A 16,350-nucleotide genomic window follows, 5' to 3' on the forward strand; every position below is an offset into this window, starting at 1 on the left:
GCTTCCAGCCTCGCAGCAAATCCTTAGGCCCCGGTCAGGAAGCCGCGCGCTCCTGCTGCAACGCCAGCTCCTCGCGCCGCCAGACGCCGGTCAACAGCCGCTTGAAGGCCGCATAGGTCTCGTCAAAGGTCTCCCGGCCGCGGGCATAGGTCTCGCGGTTGAAATCGCGGTAGTCCGCCTCGTAGATGCCATTGACCTGCTCGCCGGCCTGGCCGATCAGCGCGGTGAAATCCTGCCGGTGCGGCGACAGGGTGGGGCCCATATAGGCCTGAACCAACCCCGCCAGCTCGCCCTGCTGAGCGCTGTCATAGCGGGTGATCACGGCGCGCACCGCATCCCACTCAAACCCGATCTCGGGCCGGCCCAGAGCCCGCGCCGCGAGGTTCTCGCCCTCCTCAATGGAGGCGAAGGTGGAATGCAACATATCGAAAAACCGCCCCGTCGAGTCGAACTCCAGAAAAGACGCCCCCATCGGCACAAGGAGGATATCCGCGGCCGAGAGCCCGTTGATGGTCAGGTAGCCAAGCGCCGGGGGCGTGTCGATGAAGACCACGTCATATTGATCAAGCACCCCATCCGCCTCCAGCCGGTCGGTGAGCGCATCCCAGAGCTTCCACGAGCGCGCGGCCATCCGCCAGACGGGGATCTGGAACTCCGCCCAGTAGAGGTTCAGCTGCGCGCCGATCAGATCGATATTGGGCCAGTGAGTGGGCTGGATCACGTCCTGCGCCGTCATCTCCATCGCCGCCGAGAGGCTTTCGTCCAGCGGCTGCGGCGCGTCGCCCCGGTCGAGACGGCGCTGGTTCTCCAGCCGGAGGTGATCGCCGTAGTGGCGGGCCAGCAGCGGGAAGGCGGTCTGCCATTCGTCCTCCACCTTGCCGCCGAAAATCGAGGTCATGGATCCCTGGCTGTCGAGGTCGATCACCAGCACCTTGTAGCCATCGAGTGCGGCCGACATGGCCAGATGCGCCGCGGTCGAGGTCTTGCCGACCCCGCCTTTGAAATTCGCCACCGCCACCAGTTTCGCGGGCAGACCTTCGGGGCGGTAGGGCAGGTAGTTCTTCGCCTTCGACCCTTGCGCGGCAAAGAAGGCCCGCAGCCGCAGCACCTCGTCGAGGGTGAACCATTTGGCGCCGCCCTCGGTCTCGGACCGGCCCTGGGGCAGATCGGGATTGGCCTTCAGCACCCGCCGGAAATGGGCCTGGGCGACCGGGATCAGATAGCGGGTGATTTCCCAGGTCGAGAACAGGCGCAGGGATTTCGACCCCTCCTCATTGAGGCCCCGGCTGGCCAGATCAGTGCGGCCGCGGGCACAGGCCTGGGCGATCTCGGCAAAGCGGGCGGTATCGGTGGCCTGATCCAGATCAGCGGCGGCTGCGTCGGGGTCAATATTGAAATAGGGTGGCAGGGGGCTGCCTGCCTTCATGTGGATATCTCTGGCCATCCTGCTACTGCCTCATGCTGGAGGGGCTTCTCAGATCACGGCACAGGCCTGTGATCTGTCCTCTGATCTGAGAAGCCCGTGTATCGCCTTTTTCGTAAGATAGCACAAAAGGCAGCAGGTGGAAGCATTATGACGACCTGGATTGAATTTTCTAAGCAAATCCAGAGGTTGGATCAAGCTGGGCGGGCGCTTTGAAGGGCGGTTCCGGAAAGATCAAAAATTTCTGGTATGTTAAATTTGTGTTATTTGTAGTTAAGGGATTCCTCGTGCTGTGGCAAAGTCCTTTTTTTACTGACCAAGACCGGCGTTTTTGAACGGTCCGTGACTCTGAAACCCCGTTGTAATGACTCCGAACCCCCGATCTGCTGACTCTGAACCCCCGTTGTGCGGGGCTGTGGATAACCCTAGGGTGGGTGTAATCAAAACCACGAAACGAATCTGCGCTTTTGACGCGGGCACCACACGAGCAGCAGGACGAGGATATGACGGGCGCGGTGAGCGAGGCTGGCGGTTATCCGCCGGAGGGTCAGGGGGCTTATTTCCTCTGTGATATCTTCGATGCGATGCCGAAGAACGATCTCGCATCGATGGAGCATCCGCTGTTTTCGCTGGCCACCCGGCCCGACCGGCGCATTCTGAATTACGAACACAACGGGGCCGAGATCACCGTGACGCCGAGCGTCAAGGGGCTGGCGACGATCCACGACAAGGACATCCTGATCTTTTGCGTCAGCCAGCTGATGGCCGCCCTGAACGCGGGCCGTCAGGTGAGCCGCACGCTGCATCTCACTGCGCATGACCTGCTTGTGGCCTGCAACCGGGAGACCAGCGGTGATGCCTACCGGCGCCTGCGCGAGGCGTTTGAGCGGCTGGCGGGCACGCGCATCACCACCAATATCGTCACCGGCGGCCAGGAGATCACCTCGGGCTTTGGCCTGATCGAGAGCTGGGAGATCGTGAGGAAGGCGCGGGGGGGGCGTATGGTTTCGGTGGCGGTGACGCTGTCGGACTGGCTCTATCGTGCGGTGCTGTCGAAATCGGTGCTGACGCTCAGCCGCGATTATTTCCGGCTTCGGAAACCGCTGCAACGGCGCATCTATGAACTGGCCCGCAAGCACTGCGGCCGGCAGGACAGCTGGCAGATCTCGGTCGAGACCCTCTTGAAGAAATCCGGTTCCGCCTCACCCCGGCGGGTGTTTCGCAAGATGATCCGCGACATGATCGACAGCCAGCCGCTGCCGGATTATGCGCTGACGGAGATGCCGGGCGATCTGATCCGGTTCACGCAGAAACATGCGGTGGTCGAAGGCCCGCCCCCCACTGTGACAGAGGCCGCCCGGGACGAGGTCCGCCGTCTGATGCCGGGGGTTGATGTGCATGCGCTGGAGGCCGACTGGCGCGCGGTCTGGGCCAGATCCGGGGGGCCGCGTCTGCGCAAACCCGACGCGGCCTTCCTTGGCTGGGTGCGCAAACAGGCAAAGGTTTGACCACAGAGCTGATCCGCGTGCCTATCCCAAGCCTGACCAAAATTTTGATCGTCAAGTAGAACCGGATTGCACCGGTTCAGTAAAAACCCCTTCTCTATACAGCAGTTCGTAAGGTGTCAGACCAACAGCATCTGCGCGCATTTGCAATTCGTGTAGCTTTGCTTCGACAAGGGTGCGATACCAGTAGGCTTGCAGAAAGTGAAAAAAGAACCCGGCCTTGCCGTCGAGGAACCCACGTCCAAGGACATAGCGGTAGAAGAAGTAAAAACTTGCACGCAGAGTGGAGGGGAGCCGGGCATAAACCTGCTCCTTCAAGAACCGCTTGCGTGCCGCTTGACCAGACATGGCGACCATGCCTGTATCCTTCTCGCGGCGGCTGCGTTCAAGGATTTCGATCATGTCGTACACTTCGCGGCTGGCATAGCCATTGTGCTTGCTGATCCACCACGTGAGGTCATTCAGGTTGTGGTCCACAAGGTCTCCCTTCAGGGTGGCACTGATCGGTGCATCAAGCACGATATGCTCGTCCATCCAGCGCCGTTCGATCCGCCCCTCGCCGGTGCGCCAGACCCGCAGCATCATGGCAGGGTAAAAAAAACCGTACTGGATCGGGCGTCCCAAAAACACGATCTTGCGGCGCAGATACAATGCGTTCACGCTTGGCTGGGGCGCGATGAACCATGCGCGCAGAGCCTCTTGCAAGGCGGGTTCCAGATATTCATCGGCGTCAATCCGCATGGTCCAGTCGCTGCGGATATCGAAACTGTCCAGCCCGTGCTGAAACTGTGTCGCGTAGTTCTTCCATGGGTTCTGGATGACCTCGGCCCCCAGCGCCTGTGCCAGCTCCACGGTGCGATCCGTCGAAAAGCTGTCCACAATGCAGACTCGGTCGGTGACACCGGAAAGCGAGCGGATGCAGCGTTCGATGTGCTGCTCTTCGTTGTATGTCAGGATCAGGGCGGTAAGCATGTCGGGCATTATCTGGTCCTTTGAAACTGCTGGCGGGCCTTGACCGCTGTGGCTGGGTTGCCGCGATAGACGGTCCAGTCATCTAGGTCGATGAACGTGGCGGCGCGCGCGGCCAAAACGGCGCCCGCACCGACTTTTACCCCGGGGCCGACGAAGGTTTCTGCGCAAATCCACGCATCATCGCCGATTTCTATTGGTCGGACGCGCAGCTGGAAGCGGGCGTCGAGGATGTCATGGGTTCCGCAGCACAGGTGCGCGCGTTGCGACACGACAACGTGGCAGCCGATCCGGATTGGCGCCATGCAGTAGCATTGAACCCCGGGGCCGAGGGTTGAATGAGGGGCCATCGTCAGGTTCCGTGGCAGCCAGATGCGGGCGCTGCCGTAGACGTTCGCGGTGGAGGCAAGCTGGGCGCCGAAGCGGCGCAAGATCCACAGGCGCCATCGCCGAAGCGGCGGTGGGGTCCAGGATGCGAGCAGCAGCCACACAAAAGCGAACGCCGCCCGCTCGAGGCGATTGCGCATGGAGAAGGTCGGGGCGCCGGCGAATGGGTCGGCTTTAGTGGCATCAAGTGGTTCGGTCACAGACACTCCTTCTTGGCCACTGCGGCCTTGAAAGTCAGGTAGGGGAGACTTGTGCATCCTGCGCATGCCGACGGTACAAAAGTTTCGGCCCTTCTATGAAATTTCATGGCGTACTTGTCTCATGGTTCCTGAATAAGGTCTGCGAGGTCGGACAGCGAGCGGATATAGCTAACACTATGGAACTCGCAGAGCTAAAGAGTTGGAGAGGATCGCGTGCTGATGCTCTCAAGCACTTCTTTGAGGGCAACAGACGCGGCCTCGGCGGAGAATTGTCGTGTGTGGCACGCTTTAGCGGCGATGCGCATCTCGGCTTTGCGCTCATCAGCCAAGTCTACCCACTTTTGCAGCGCGCGGGTGAAATCGACCACATTGTCGCCGCTAATGAACCCGGCGTCCGCAACTTTGATCTCTCTCCAGATATTCACTTTGTCCGTGGTAATCACGGGCGTGCCGCAGCCCAAGGCCTCAGCGACAGCGATGCCAAAATTTTCCTGATGCGACGGGAGTGCGAAAGCCTCGGCGCCAAGATATGCTCCCCATTTTGGAGTACCGGTCACAATGCCTGGAAAGTGGACTCGTTCAGTAAGGCCCAAAGTCTGGACTTCCGCTTGCATAGAATCCATCAGCCTCGCCTCGCCGGGGCCGGCGACGACGAGATGCAGCTTTGGACGAGACGCGGTAATCTGAGCAAAGGCCTTCAGCAGAATATCAACACCCTTCTTGGGGTGGATGCGCGATAGGTACAGAAGGTAAGGCGCTGACCCCAGATCGGGGCAAAACGCCCGAAACTCTTTCTCCGCAACAGTATGATCTGAAACGTCCGGAACAGCAGATCCGTAAGCGACGACTTGGCCTTGATAGGTTATTCTTGGGAAAGCCTCCTTGGCCAACCGCATTTCCTCGGCGGATGTAAAAAGGACCTTCTGTGCTTTTGTTAGGACGCGTCCCTGCAATGCCCACAAAAAGAGCTGCTTTGCAAAGTGCTTCACCGGGTAAGCCGTTTTGAACCATGGATCCATCATGCCGTGGGTAAAGACGACATAGGGAAGGCCGGTCCTGACAAGAGCGCGGCCGCCGCCCACCGCCGCGTGGTTCCACATTCCATGCACCACCGCCGCATCGTATTCTTGCGCATGCCCGGAAATCCAGCGGCCGAGACCTGAAGAATAACCGTACCGTTCAGTGATCCGACCCATCGCATGAACCTTCGTGGGGAAAGCCGTTACATGTGGACTGTCTGGTGAATCCACCGACAGGACTTCTGTTTCAATGCCCAGGTCCCGATGGCGTAGAGCCGACTGCCGCATTCCCTCGACAGGCCCGCCATGTGCAGGGTCGACGCTGGAAATGATCCGTAAAATCTTCACGTATTCCAACTTTCTATTTAATGGTCAGGGAAACACCAAATCTGCCCGCAGCATGAATTTGGCGTTGGTCATGAAAATGACAAAATTATTAATGTGATGACAGTTTTATGTGTCCCCCTCAGTGGAAACGAAAAACCCTAGGCGTACGAAGGAAAACAATTTGCACCACAAAGACACCCCCGAAAATATTGAGCTTAAACGTAAAATGCAAGTCCTTTTGTATAGCACTCTGTCAAGGATGGTATTTATTGTGCAGCAGCTAAACGGTCGGGCGTTCTAAATTGGACATTCTATTCGCAATTAGGGGAAGCAGTGCTTCTGCTTGGGCGTTGTATAGTGAAAGATTAGGGTCAGGACCCATTGATTTCCGCGTAGGCGCGCGATTCACGGCTTCGAAAATGGAGCGGTGAACATGTCTGATCTTTCCTGGCTGACAGATGCGCAGATGGCGCGCCTTGAGCCCTTCTTTCCGAAGTCCCACGGCAAGCCCCGCCTCGATGATCGGCGGGTGTTGAGCGGGATTATCTTCATCAATCGTAATGGCTTAAGGTGGCGTGATGCGCCCGCCGCCTACGGGCCGCACAAGACACTCTACAATCGTTGGAAGCTGTGGAGCGACAAGGGTGTCTTCGCCCGGATGATGGCGGGACTGGCGGCCGAGCATACCGAAGAGAAGACCGTGATGATCGATGTAACCTACCTGAAGGCACACCGAACAGCGACCAGCATGGGCGCGAAAAAAGGGGGCGCGGACGCCTGATTGGTCGGAGATTGAAGGATCAGGATTTGATCCGGGGGATCCAATCCCCCGAAAACGGGCGGCATGAACACCAAGCTGCACGCCATCTGCGACAGTCAGGGCCGACCGCTCAACCTCTTCGTCACGGCAGGACAAGTCAGCGATTACATAGGTGCCCGCGCGTTGTTGGGCAGTTTGCCAAAGGTGGAATGGCTGCTGGGAGACCGAGGATATGATGCTGACTGGTTCAGAGAAGCGTTGAAAGACAAAGGGATACGCGCCTGCATCCCAGGCCGGAAACAGCGCAGGAAAGCCGTGAATTACGATAAGCGCAGATACAAACGGCGGAACCGGATCGAAATCATGTTCGGCAGGCTCAAGGACTGGCGGCGTGTCGCAACCCGATACGACCGCTGCCCCAAGGTGTTCCTCTCAGCCATCGCACTCGCGGCAACTGTCATCTATTGGCTATGAGTCCTGACCCGAGGGGAAGATGTTGTCGAACGTCGAGATATTCCGAATCGTGCAATAATCCAGTTGATCGAAACTGCAACGACAATGAACGGAAGCATTGGCATCAAGGACAATAGGGATTCGAAGAAGCTGGGTGGTACCTTTGATATTGAATTGGCGACAAAAACCTGAAGATAGAGCACCTGCAATATAAGACCTCCGGCGCCAAGCCACCGGGCAAAGAACACAAACAAAATGCCTGTGGCCATACCGTTCAAAACAACGCCAGCCCAGCTGAATTCACGATAGGCAACAATTCCACCGAACGCGCTTAAACTTCCGGTGCTAGCACCTAATATATGTTGCCAAGAGTATATTGACAGCTCTCCCGAAGGAAATCCGTTTGTGCTAAGTGGATAAGGTTTGAACCCTCCTGGGAAAAATGCTCTCGGAATGGCGTTCAAGAGCACGGAGGTATAATATATGGGCCCTGGTAACGGATCTGCGTCAATTTGTGGTTTCATTCTTACAGCGACATAAATGAGATCGCCCCGATCAATTATGGATTGAAATATAGATGAAAATGCATCGTCGCCATAACTGAATTCCATCAACGCATGCTGAGCGGTTTCATTTTCTTTGTCTGCCAGACTTTCACGGATAAAAACGGCGATTGGGCTAACCAGAAGTAAGACTAAAACCGTGACGCCCAACATGGATACAGCGCGTTTCGACTGTCCCGACAGAGAAAGAGCCGCTGCCAGCATTGCAAGAGGGGTGAGGAGCGCCAACCGTTGCCCGACCAGAAGTAGCATGAGCAGACAGAAACCGAACATTGCAGAGTACAAAACGAGTTCAGAACGTTTGTTGTGACTCCATGTATGCGCAATTGCGATCGCCATCCAAGCAAGCGAGAACTTTGAAAGCAGGGAAAATATTGCGTGAAACGGCCCTCGATTGTTGAAGAAGGCTTCGAAATCGTCCGCTGAATAGCTTGTCAGGGTTTGAGTCGAGTAATAGTATATGTAAAATAAGAACGCGCCGCTCGTTGTTACCAACATGCGGCGATGTAGCAGCCGGTCCAAAGTTGGCGTCATGATCGCTACAGACTTTGGGATCGACCGTCTTCCCACCCATACGCCTATGGTGATGCAGACCGCAAACAGCAGGAACATGAAGGCGATAATCGCCACCTCATATGACCTAAATATCTGAAGGGGTGAGAGCTCTTTGAACCAGATCGGGAGGCAGTAGTATCCGATGGAAAATGTCGCGATAACTCCCAGATGGAAATCCAAGATATCTCGCGCCCGTGTCATTCTAAAAAAAAGCCAAAGACATAACAAAAATAGAAGAAAGGAAGCCAGGTATTCCATGCTGCTCAGCTAACCTTTTGGGATCGGGGTTGCTGCAAGCCCTGTGCCCCCAACAATTTTCCTATCAGATCGGCCGAGAGTTCATTGATGATGGTCCGAGTGCCCATCACACTCCCATTTGGTAGTGCGCGCCTGCCGTGCCGCAAGAGTGCTGCAATCCCGGCGATGCACCCCTTGATCCGACTTCCGTTTCGGAACTCATCTCTTGCCGCACGAAACGCGACGGCGGCGTCTAAAACCTCGGTTTCCATTCTTGTGCGAACCGTCTTTGCCGTCGCCTGAAATGTCTCTGGTTGATCCTGGAACAGGTCGACTTTGGATCCGCGGTAGACGAGATAGTTCAACGCTGCCATCGCGCTGGACACTGCTTGCTCGGCTCCCTTTTCACGCGATATTCCAGTGGCGTGAATGCGGTAGGATAACAAAGCTTGGTTTAGGCGGCTGAAGCGATAGCTGTCGCTTGCGCGAAGCCAAAAATCGCGATCTTCAGCGCTCTTGAAGTCTCGATAGCCCCCCAGCGTTTCAAAAACCTCGCGGCGCATCATGACGGAAGGGTGGATGATCGGCTTCATCCGGCGTTGATACAGCAGTCCCTCGACCAGAGCTTCAGCGGTACAGTTCGGCTCGACCTGTTTGCCGGTCACGTTTCCCTCTCCGTCGATGATCGTCACGTTACTGCAGACCAGCCCTATGTCGGGCCGCTCGTCCAGGTGCGTGACCTGCAGGGCTAGGCGCTCGGGGTGCGCGATGTCGTCGGCGTCCATCCGTGCCAAGTATTCTCCCTTGGCGTGTGACATGCCCAAATTCAACGCGGCGACAAGGCCGCCGTGCGGTGCACGGATGAGATGAATGCGGGGATCCGCCATGCGCTCGATCAGCTCGGGGCTCCCATCCTCACTGCCATCGTCGACAACTATGAATTCAAAATCAGTAAAGGTCTGCGTCAAGATGCTCTTGGCCGCCGCGTGAAGGTGGATGCCGACATTATAAACCGGCATCAGGACAGTGACCTTTGGGTTGTTCATCGGGAGTCCTCCGGTGAGGGTTGTTTGTCACGGGGCCAGATAGCAGCCTTCCTTGCGCCCCATGCCAACAGTACAGAGACCAGTGCGACTGCTAGCCCCGATGTTGCTACATAGAGTGCAAATTCCTGGCCCTGTCCAGCATGTCCCTGAAAGCCCAATACATAAGTGGAAACAAGCACAGGGTGATGAATCGCATATATTGTATAGCTCTCATTCGAGAGTCGGCGTAGCCAGAGAGGTGTGCTCCAGCTGGGCAAGCTGACGTGCGGAAGAGCGCCACCGGCTAGGAGCATGCCAACCGGAATGCTGGCCACCGCTGCCATCAGCGGGGGCAGGAGGTTGGAGAGAACAAATAACACGCCCGCTGCAATCAGGCACAGACGGGAGACCTTCGAATGTCGGCCCCCAAGGCCACGTGTGAGCCCTCCAGCGAGCCACGCGATGAACAGCACAGCCCATTCGGCCCGCACCAGCGACATCAGCACCAAAGCAGCAACGAGACCGATCACGGCCTTCGGTCCGATGCGCGCGAATGCCCAGCAGAAAATCCAACCCAGGATATAGTATTGGACAATATAACCTAGCGTCCAAAGGGGGCCGTTGGATCCAAAGCTGTCTACGAAAATGGGCTGAAAGAAGAGCAGATTTCCAAAGAAGTTCTGGAGAGTGAACGTGGAGACCAGGTCGTATGCATAGCCTTGGCGGTACAGGGCTTCAGCGCCAGGTGCCAACCGCGATAGCGCGTCAATACCAGCCGTCAGGAGAATGGCCCCTATTGCAATTGGCGCAATGCGGAGCATCCGTCTCTTGAAGAAGTCCCGAGCGGCAGGAACGCGCCCTTGTTGCATATGTTCAATAAGCGGACCGGCTACCATAAAGCCGCTCAAGAATACAAACAGAAAAGCAGCCTGAGGTCCGAACCGCCAAGCAAGACGAAACATCACCTCGGGCCATGTCTGCTCCAGATCATTGAAGAGCTGGGACATGTTGGGCAGTGCTATGTGCGCCATATGGCCCAAAATGACCTGAAGAAGCAGAAACATCCGCAGGATGTCGTGTGCTCTCGATTCCATCAGGCCCAATTGCCGAGATCTCCAAACCCCATTATTATTCAATGCATTAGGCCTCTTGCATGGTGACGCAGGAGGCGGATCGTGTGTCGGAGGCGATGCGAAATTTCCTTGCGCGGAGGAAGGAGCGGGACCGGGCTAAGCTGACGTATCATGCTGGGGGTGACGCTGTTGTCTGTCAGGTTTGTGTCTTCTTCCATGGGGATAAACCCGTCTGGCGTCAGCCAGAACCGTTCGCACCCAGTCGGGGGCGGCGGCAATGTGAACCGGCGTTTCTGGAAGTGGACATACATGAAGTCCTCTGACTTTACCTGTCCAGACGCCAACCAATAGCGCATCACGCGCCCGCGGTTGAAGCCAAAAACCTGATGGCGCATATTCTTGACCCAGATGTAGTTCGAGGTGCGCCTTATGCGATAGATATTCGGGTCGATGTCTGCGAGAACGCTTTCATCCTCGTGAAACCTGCCGTTATGATGCTTCCAGATCCGATTGACGCCGATATGTTCGTCAAAGCCGCGCGGGCGTGGATCCGTCAGGATCTGGCGATAGTCCAAGCCGTCAAGGGGTTTGCGGAAGAAATTATTCGTCTCGTCGTCATTCCTGTACAGGCTGAAATGTCCGACGCCGAAAACCCGGTCATTTGTGGTCAACAACTCGGGTGTCAAAAAGGCGCAAATATCGCCGAACAGCATGTCGAGATCACAATGCCCCCAGAAATCCCACGTTCCGGGAGCCAAATCGGTCAGGCACCCGTAGAGCGGCCTGAGGTCACAGGCCTTGTATGGTCGCTCCATTGCAACCTGAAAGCCGACCTCCTCGGAAATGCGGGCCGCGAAATCGTCCATCGATATCTGCACGAAATGGACGTTGGGGGGGGGCTCCATATCTGAGATGTCAGCATCCGTTGCAACCAGCCAATCAATGCTGGGATTGAACCGGCAGGAGAGCATCCACTGCGGAAAGTAGTCGGGCAGCGGTCCGAACCAGGTTGCGATAATGAGGATGCGGGGAAAATTGCGAGATGCAGGATTCGTCATGTGCGCGCTCCCTTCATTGTACCAAGGATGCCAAGAAAATCCATGTAACGCTGTGCATATCCGCTCCAGCTCAACCGATCCAGGTCGGCGGGTTCCAGGAGGCTCCGGTTTTTGTCACCTTCAAGCGTAGCCTCGCGATCGGCCATTACCTCCAGTCCGCGCAGAAGGTCGTTTGCGTCGCCCGGTGCAACCAATTCGACCCAGTCCGGTGTCGTGATCATCTCTCGAATATCGGGGCCGCCGGTCATGTGGCTGGCGACGACCGGCCTGCCTGCCGCTAGGGCCTCGAGTAGCACCATTCCGAACCCGTCCTCCCGAGAGGGTAGGACCAAGATGTGATGTGTGTGCATCACTTCGGCCAGGCCGCCATGGTCACGGTGCCCCAAGCTTTGGAATTGGTCGCCTTGGGGAAATGGCGCGTCTGCCATAGATCCAACATGTGTCAGCTTCCAGTCTGGCCGCTGGCGCACCGCCGTGACTAGGGTATCCACACCCTTTCGCAGACTCCATTGTCCGACAAAAAGCAGTTTTAGCCGCCCTGTGGGGCGTGGGCTGGGCATGAATGCCTTCAGGTCTACGCCGAGGGGACAGACGAACAGTTTTTCACGTGGAAAGCCCTGCTCCAGGAAGCTCTCAGCGGCATGGCTCGATAGCACGGTGACGATGTCCGCAGCGTCGTAGCTGGCCAGTTCACGTTCGATATAAAGTTGGCTCAAAGGCTTCGCACCGCCTTGTACAAGGATATCATTCTGCGACAGAACGTGCCGGGAGCCTCGTTCGATGATGACCTTTGCTCCCAGTTCGCGCGCGCGCGCGGCAGAGCGCACAGCCATGGAAGAAAGGCCGATAAATATGTCGGCAGGCACCATTTGCCGCGCTAAGGCCTCATCGACCCGAGCGAGCATTCTTTCGGTCGCTCGCATCTGAATCGGCTGCGGAAGCTGCCGCGCCAGGGCGAGCGCTGAATCGGGTAGTAATTTCGGGAACAAGCTGACCGCCCATGGTGCGGCGAGGCCATCGCGGCGCAAGCGAAATCTGGGCATGGAGCTGAAGTAGCTCAGATCAACCCCCGCACGGTTCATTTCCACCGCGAGGCGGCGCAGATGGAAGCCAGTAGTCGTGCCTATTACTACCTTCATTTTTCTTCACCCTCCGCAGTGTCAACGTCCAGAACACCTGCCATGCCGTCCATCTTTTTTATTAGCCTCACGGCTATTGCGGTCGTCACACCAAGCTTGAGAGCCTCGGCAAAGATGCGTCCGATAACCCCGCCGACAAGGCCCCAGGACACGATCCCCACGGGGATCAAGACAAGTGTTCCGATCGAGAGCAGAATTTGGATCTGCAAAAGGCGACCGCTGCATCGCAGCGCCAGCATTGCATTGTCAGCAGCATGGGTCGCGATGGCAAAGGTTTGAGACAATCCGAACAGCACCAACAACAAGTGCGCGCCTTCACGAAAGTCTGCTGCAAGCATTATGCGCACGATGAAATCGCCCAGAACCCAGAAGGCCAGAACACCCATCAGGCCGATGCCCAAGGCCGCCAAAAGCCAGGTCCGCAATATACGATAGCATCCTTTTGCGCCTTCGGACGCCAGGCTCCCTTGGAAATACAGCGGCCGAAAGTAGTTGGACAGAACCGATGTCGTCAGGGCGAATGGCCTTGCGACTAACCCAGTGACAGCGACATATGCGCCCGTGGCTCCGGTCCCCAGAAACGCCCCGAGAATATAGCGGTCGAGATAGGTCGAGATCCAGCCAAGAGGCCCCATTAGCGCGACCGGCCGCCCATAGGCGAGGGCTGGGGCCAGTTCTTTTTGCGCCAGCTTGAGGTCTACAGACCGCAGGTGACCGGGAGCAAGAAGCAGCATGAACAATGCCGTATTCACCGCTCGGGCAGCGGTTTGGCCGAGCACGAATCCAATCGCATCGGCGCGCCAGAACCAGAGCGAAAGTGATATCCCCGCTAGGGTTATTAAGGCCTCTCCGGCCGTCCAAAATGAATATATCCCATATCGGCGGTCCAGCACAATCAGGCTCAGGGCGCTGAATTTCAGGGCCTCAGAGATCAGGTAGATCCCGACCGATAAAAGAAGCAATGCCCAAAAAGAATTCAGCCCTGCCATAACCGCAAGACAGGCGACGGGGATGACAACCAGAACCATGCGCACCACATAAAGCGCCAGCCCAATAGATATATGCCGCCGCGTCTCCTTGCATTCCACAGGTCCGCAACGAGACATGAGTGTCTGGTTCAGCGACATCAGGATAATGCTATCCAAAAGCGCGATCAAGCCAGCCAGGAGCATTGCTTGACCGAAATCGACTTTGTCCATCAGTTCGGTATAGGTTCGGATTCCCGCGAATGCGGCCAAGGCGACAATAACCTGTCCCCAAAAAACGCTTGCGATCCGTGCGAGTTGTTTTCCCATAGGCATTACCCTTGGCGCATTTCAGCGGGATAGCGTGATGCAGACCACGTACGCAGAAAGATCACGCTGACAGCGGGCAGGTGACGCAACACATCGACGGCTCTGTGGCGTGGCTTCTCTGTCGCGAGAGAAGCACCTTCTCGCGCAGCCACTTCATCCAAGGCGCTTTTCACGGATGCTGACAATATGGGCTTTCTTAATCATACAGCATGGTTTTACGTTTGCTGATAGCTCTGTTTTGTGGGGGCTCAGCAAGATGAAAGTCCTCAGTTATCCAAATAATCCGTGGTTATTAGGTGGGCCCGAAGGGGGCTGTCCCATGAATTTTTGTGGACTTGATTGCACGAGGGCTTGCCTAAATCGTGAAGGTATCAATATCGTGAAGGTCCTAAAACTGAGCCTTTGCTAAGGCCGGACCAGAGGCAGTACAACCCCGATTTTCGCAAATACCGACCCGTGCATGGGCCTAGTCGGCACGAAGCCGCATATTTGGGCTTCTCACAGAACATTGCATGACTTTTTAGATGTTTGATGTCGATCCCGGGCCGGGCCAGTTCGATGTCAAACATACTCTCTGGCTGCTCCTGCGATGGAGGCTGGTGGTTTCCAGCCGACAAAAAACCGGGTATGTGCTGCGCGCAAGGGTATTTAAAAAGGGAACGCCTGTGCAGATCGAAGACACCAAACTCTCCGGCGTGAAGATCCTGACCCCTGCGCGGTTTGGCGATGCCCGTGGCTTTTTCTCGGAAAGCTGGAACCGGCAGCGGATGGAAGCGCATGGGATCAATCTGGATTTCGTGCAGGACAATCACTCCCTGTCGGCCGAGGTGGGCACCGTGCGCGGGCTGCATTTCCAGGCGCCGCCCCATGCCCAGGACAAGCTGGTGCGCTGCGGGCGGGGGGCGCTGTTTGACGTGGCCGTGGATATTCGCAAGGGATCGCCCACCTACGGGCAATGGGTCGGGGTCGAGCTGACCGCGGAAAACGGCCGCCAGCTTCTGGTGCCCAAAGGCTTCCTGCATGGGTTCATCTCCCGCGCGCCCGATACCGAGATCCTGTATAAATGCACCGACTATTACGCGCCCGAATGTGACGGCGCCGTGCGCTGGGACAGCTGCGGCATCGACTGGTTTGCAGGCGGTGAGGCCACAGATGTCAGGCCGATCCTGTCGCAGAAGGATGCCGCCGCGCCGACGCTGGCGGATTTCGACAGCCCTTTTCACTATTGAGAGCGGGCGGGGCATGTCAGATCCCCGTGCCGCCGCGGCCCACCGCGCCTATCTGAGCGGCGCGCGTTTCAGCGCGCTGGACGGGCTGCGGGCGCTGGCGATCCTCATGGTCCTGATCCATCACAGCCCGCTGGCGACGACAGAGGGGATGCTGTCGCGGGGCCATCTCGGGGTGGATCTGTTCTTTGTGCTCTCGGGGTTCCTGATCACCACGCTTTTGCTGCGCGAACGGGCGCGGACCGGACGGATCTCGCTCCGGGGGTTTTACTGGCGGCGGATCTTGCGCATCCTGCCGCTGTATTATCTGCTGGTCACCGGGGTGGGGGGCTATTTCGTGCTGATCCGGGAGATGCCCGGCGCGGCGGCGCTCTGGCCGGGGTATTACCTGTTCCTTGCGAATTTCCTGACCGATCATATCCCGACCCTGTTTCCCACCTGGTCTCTGTCGGTGGAAGAGCAATTCTATCTGATCTGGCCGGTGCTGATGGTCTGGCTGCCGCCTCGTTTCTGGGGACCGGTGCTGGTCGGGGGAGTTGTGCTGAATGTGGTGGCAGCGACCGGCGCGCTGGAGGTGGTCGGAATGTCCGCCTTCGAGCTGGGACCGTTCCGGATCCGGCTGCCGGACGCCACCTATGCGCCGATCCTGCTGGGCGGGGGGCTGGCGGTGGTGTTGCACGACGCGCGCGGGTTTGAGATCTTGTGGCGGGTGTTTTCCGGCCGGGGAATGGCGGTCGTACTGCTGGCGGGTGTCGGCGGGCTGGCCGCGGTGCTGCCGCAGGTGCTGACGGGGCTGCCCTATCTGCTGGTGCATCTGGCCATGACCGGTCTGCTGGCGACGCTGGTCCTGCGCGAAGATGGCTGGATGCACCCGCTGCTGCGGCTGGCACCGCTGGTGCGGATCGGCCGGGTCAGCTATGGTATCTACCTGTTGCATCTGTTGGTGCTGCATGTGGTCAGCCTGCTGGCGGCTCATGGCGGTCCGGCGCCGGACACCATGATGTTCGTGCTGCTGTATTGGGGTGGGACAATGATGTTGGCGGAACTGAGTTTCCGCTATTATGAAAGCCCTTTTCTGCGGTTGCGTCACAAACCCTTTGGCCGGGTCGCACCGGGCCCCTATTCGTAAGAGAGCC

General features: G+C 57.6%; 13 protein-coding genes and 1 pseudogene. 4 read left to right on the forward strand and 10 right to left on the reverse strand.

The window, feature by feature from the left end:
* Positions 1-34: 34 nt before the first annotated feature.
* Positions 35-1,444, reverse strand: coding sequence for an AAA family ATPase (locus FGE21_RS15785; RefSeq protein WP_139664391.1), 1,410 nt, complete (start codon positions 1,442-1,444; stop codon positions 35-37).
* 482 nt (positions 1,445-1,926) lie between these two features.
* Here FGE21_RS15785 and FGE21_RS15790 point away from each other — a divergent pair, with 482 nt between their 5' ends.
* Complete coding sequence (locus FGE21_RS15790) at positions 1,927-2,931, forward strand: replication initiator protein A (RefSeq protein ID WP_139664392.1); 1,005 nt, start codon at positions 1,927-1,929, stop codon at positions 2,929-2,931.
* A 51-nt stretch (positions 2,932-2,982) separates the two neighbouring features.
* On the opposite strand, the gene FGE21_RS15795 is transcribed toward FGE21_RS15790, so the two are convergent.
* The 3 genes from FGE21_RS15795 to FGE21_RS15805 form a co-directional block, all read right to left on the reverse strand.
* Positions 2,983-3,909, reverse strand: coding sequence for a glycosyltransferase family 2 protein (locus tag FGE21_RS15795; protein ID WP_139664393.1), 927 nt, complete (start codon positions 3,907-3,909; stop codon positions 2,983-2,985).
* On the reverse strand, positions 3,909-4,484 hold the full coding sequence (locus FGE21_RS15800; RefSeq protein WP_218062782.1) for an acetyltransferase: 576 nt from the start codon (positions 4,482-4,484) through the stop codon (positions 3,909-3,911). The genes FGE21_RS15795 and FGE21_RS15800 overlap by 1 nt, the downstream gene beginning before the upstream one ends.
* 191 nt (positions 4,485-4,675) lie before the next feature.
* Positions 4,676-5,851, reverse strand: a complete 1,176-nt coding sequence (locus tag FGE21_RS15805; protein ID WP_139664395.1) for a glycosyltransferase — start codon at positions 5,849-5,851, stop codon at positions 4,676-4,678.
* 412 nt (positions 5,852-6,263) lie between these two features.
* On the opposite strand from FGE21_RS15805, the pseudogene FGE21_RS15810 reads away from it, so the two are divergent.
* Positions 6,264-7,064, forward strand: a pseudogene (locus tag FGE21_RS15810) (IS5 family transposase).
* Here the strand turns inward: FGE21_RS15810 and wzy are convergent.
* From wzy to FGE21_RS15840, 6 genes are read right to left on the reverse strand one after another with little or no spacing between them, the layout of a single operon-like run.
* A complete protein-coding gene (gene wzy, locus FGE21_RS15815) occupies positions 7,052-8,419 on the reverse strand; it encodes an O-antigen polysaccharide polymerase Wzy (RefSeq protein WP_139664396.1) in 1,368 nt (455 codons plus the stop codon). The pseudogene FGE21_RS15810 and the gene wzy overlap by 13 nt on opposite strands.
* 5 nt (positions 8,420-8,424) lie before the next feature.
* Positions 8,425-9,444: a glycosyltransferase gene (locus FGE21_RS15820; protein ID WP_139664397.1), complete on the reverse strand. Its 1,020-nt coding sequence runs from the start codon at positions 9,442-9,444 to the stop codon at positions 8,425-8,427.
* Positions 9,441-10,517: an acyltransferase gene (locus FGE21_RS15825; RefSeq protein ID WP_255731624.1), complete on the reverse strand. Its 1,077-nt coding sequence runs from the start codon at positions 10,515-10,517 to the stop codon at positions 9,441-9,443. The genes FGE21_RS15820 and FGE21_RS15825 overlap by 4 nt, the downstream gene beginning before the upstream one ends.
* A 38-nt stretch (positions 10,518-10,555) precedes the next feature.
* Positions 10,556-11,554 (reverse strand): DUF6625 family protein, encoded by a 999-nt coding sequence (locus tag FGE21_RS15830; protein WP_139664399.1) that lies wholly within the window; start codon positions 11,552-11,554, stop codon positions 10,556-10,558.
* Positions 11,551-12,693, reverse strand: a complete 1,143-nt coding sequence (locus FGE21_RS15835; RefSeq protein WP_139664400.1) for a glycosyltransferase — start codon at positions 12,691-12,693, stop codon at positions 11,551-11,553. The genes FGE21_RS15830 and FGE21_RS15835 overlap by 4 nt, the downstream gene beginning before the upstream one ends.
* Positions 12,690-13,988 (reverse strand): lipopolysaccharide biosynthesis protein, encoded by a 1,299-nt coding sequence (locus FGE21_RS15840; protein WP_176695461.1) that lies wholly within the window; start codon positions 13,986-13,988, stop codon positions 12,690-12,692. Before FGE21_RS15840 ends, FGE21_RS15835 begins: the two co-directional genes overlap by 4 nt.
* A gap of 665 nt (positions 13,989-14,653) precedes the next feature.
* Here FGE21_RS15840 and rfbC point away from each other — a divergent pair.
* Positions 14,654-15,217 carry a dTDP-4-dehydrorhamnose 3,5-epimerase gene (gene rfbC / locus FGE21_RS15845; protein ID WP_139664402.1) on the forward strand — a complete coding sequence of 188 codons (564 nt, stop codon included), beginning with the start codon at positions 14,654-14,656 and terminating at the stop codon, positions 15,215-15,217.
* Positions 15,218-15,230: 13 nt separating this feature from the next.
* On the forward strand, positions 15,231-16,343 hold the full coding sequence (locus tag FGE21_RS15850) for an acyltransferase (RefSeq protein WP_139664403.1): 1,113 nt from the start codon (positions 15,231-15,233) through the stop codon (positions 16,341-16,343).
* Positions 16,344-16,350 lie beyond the last annotated feature (7 nt).

Source organism: Phaeobacter sp. B1627 (genome assembly GCF_006265095.1).
Taxonomy (GTDB): domain Bacteria; phylum Pseudomonadota; class Alphaproteobacteria; order Rhodobacterales; family Rhodobacteraceae; genus Epibacterium.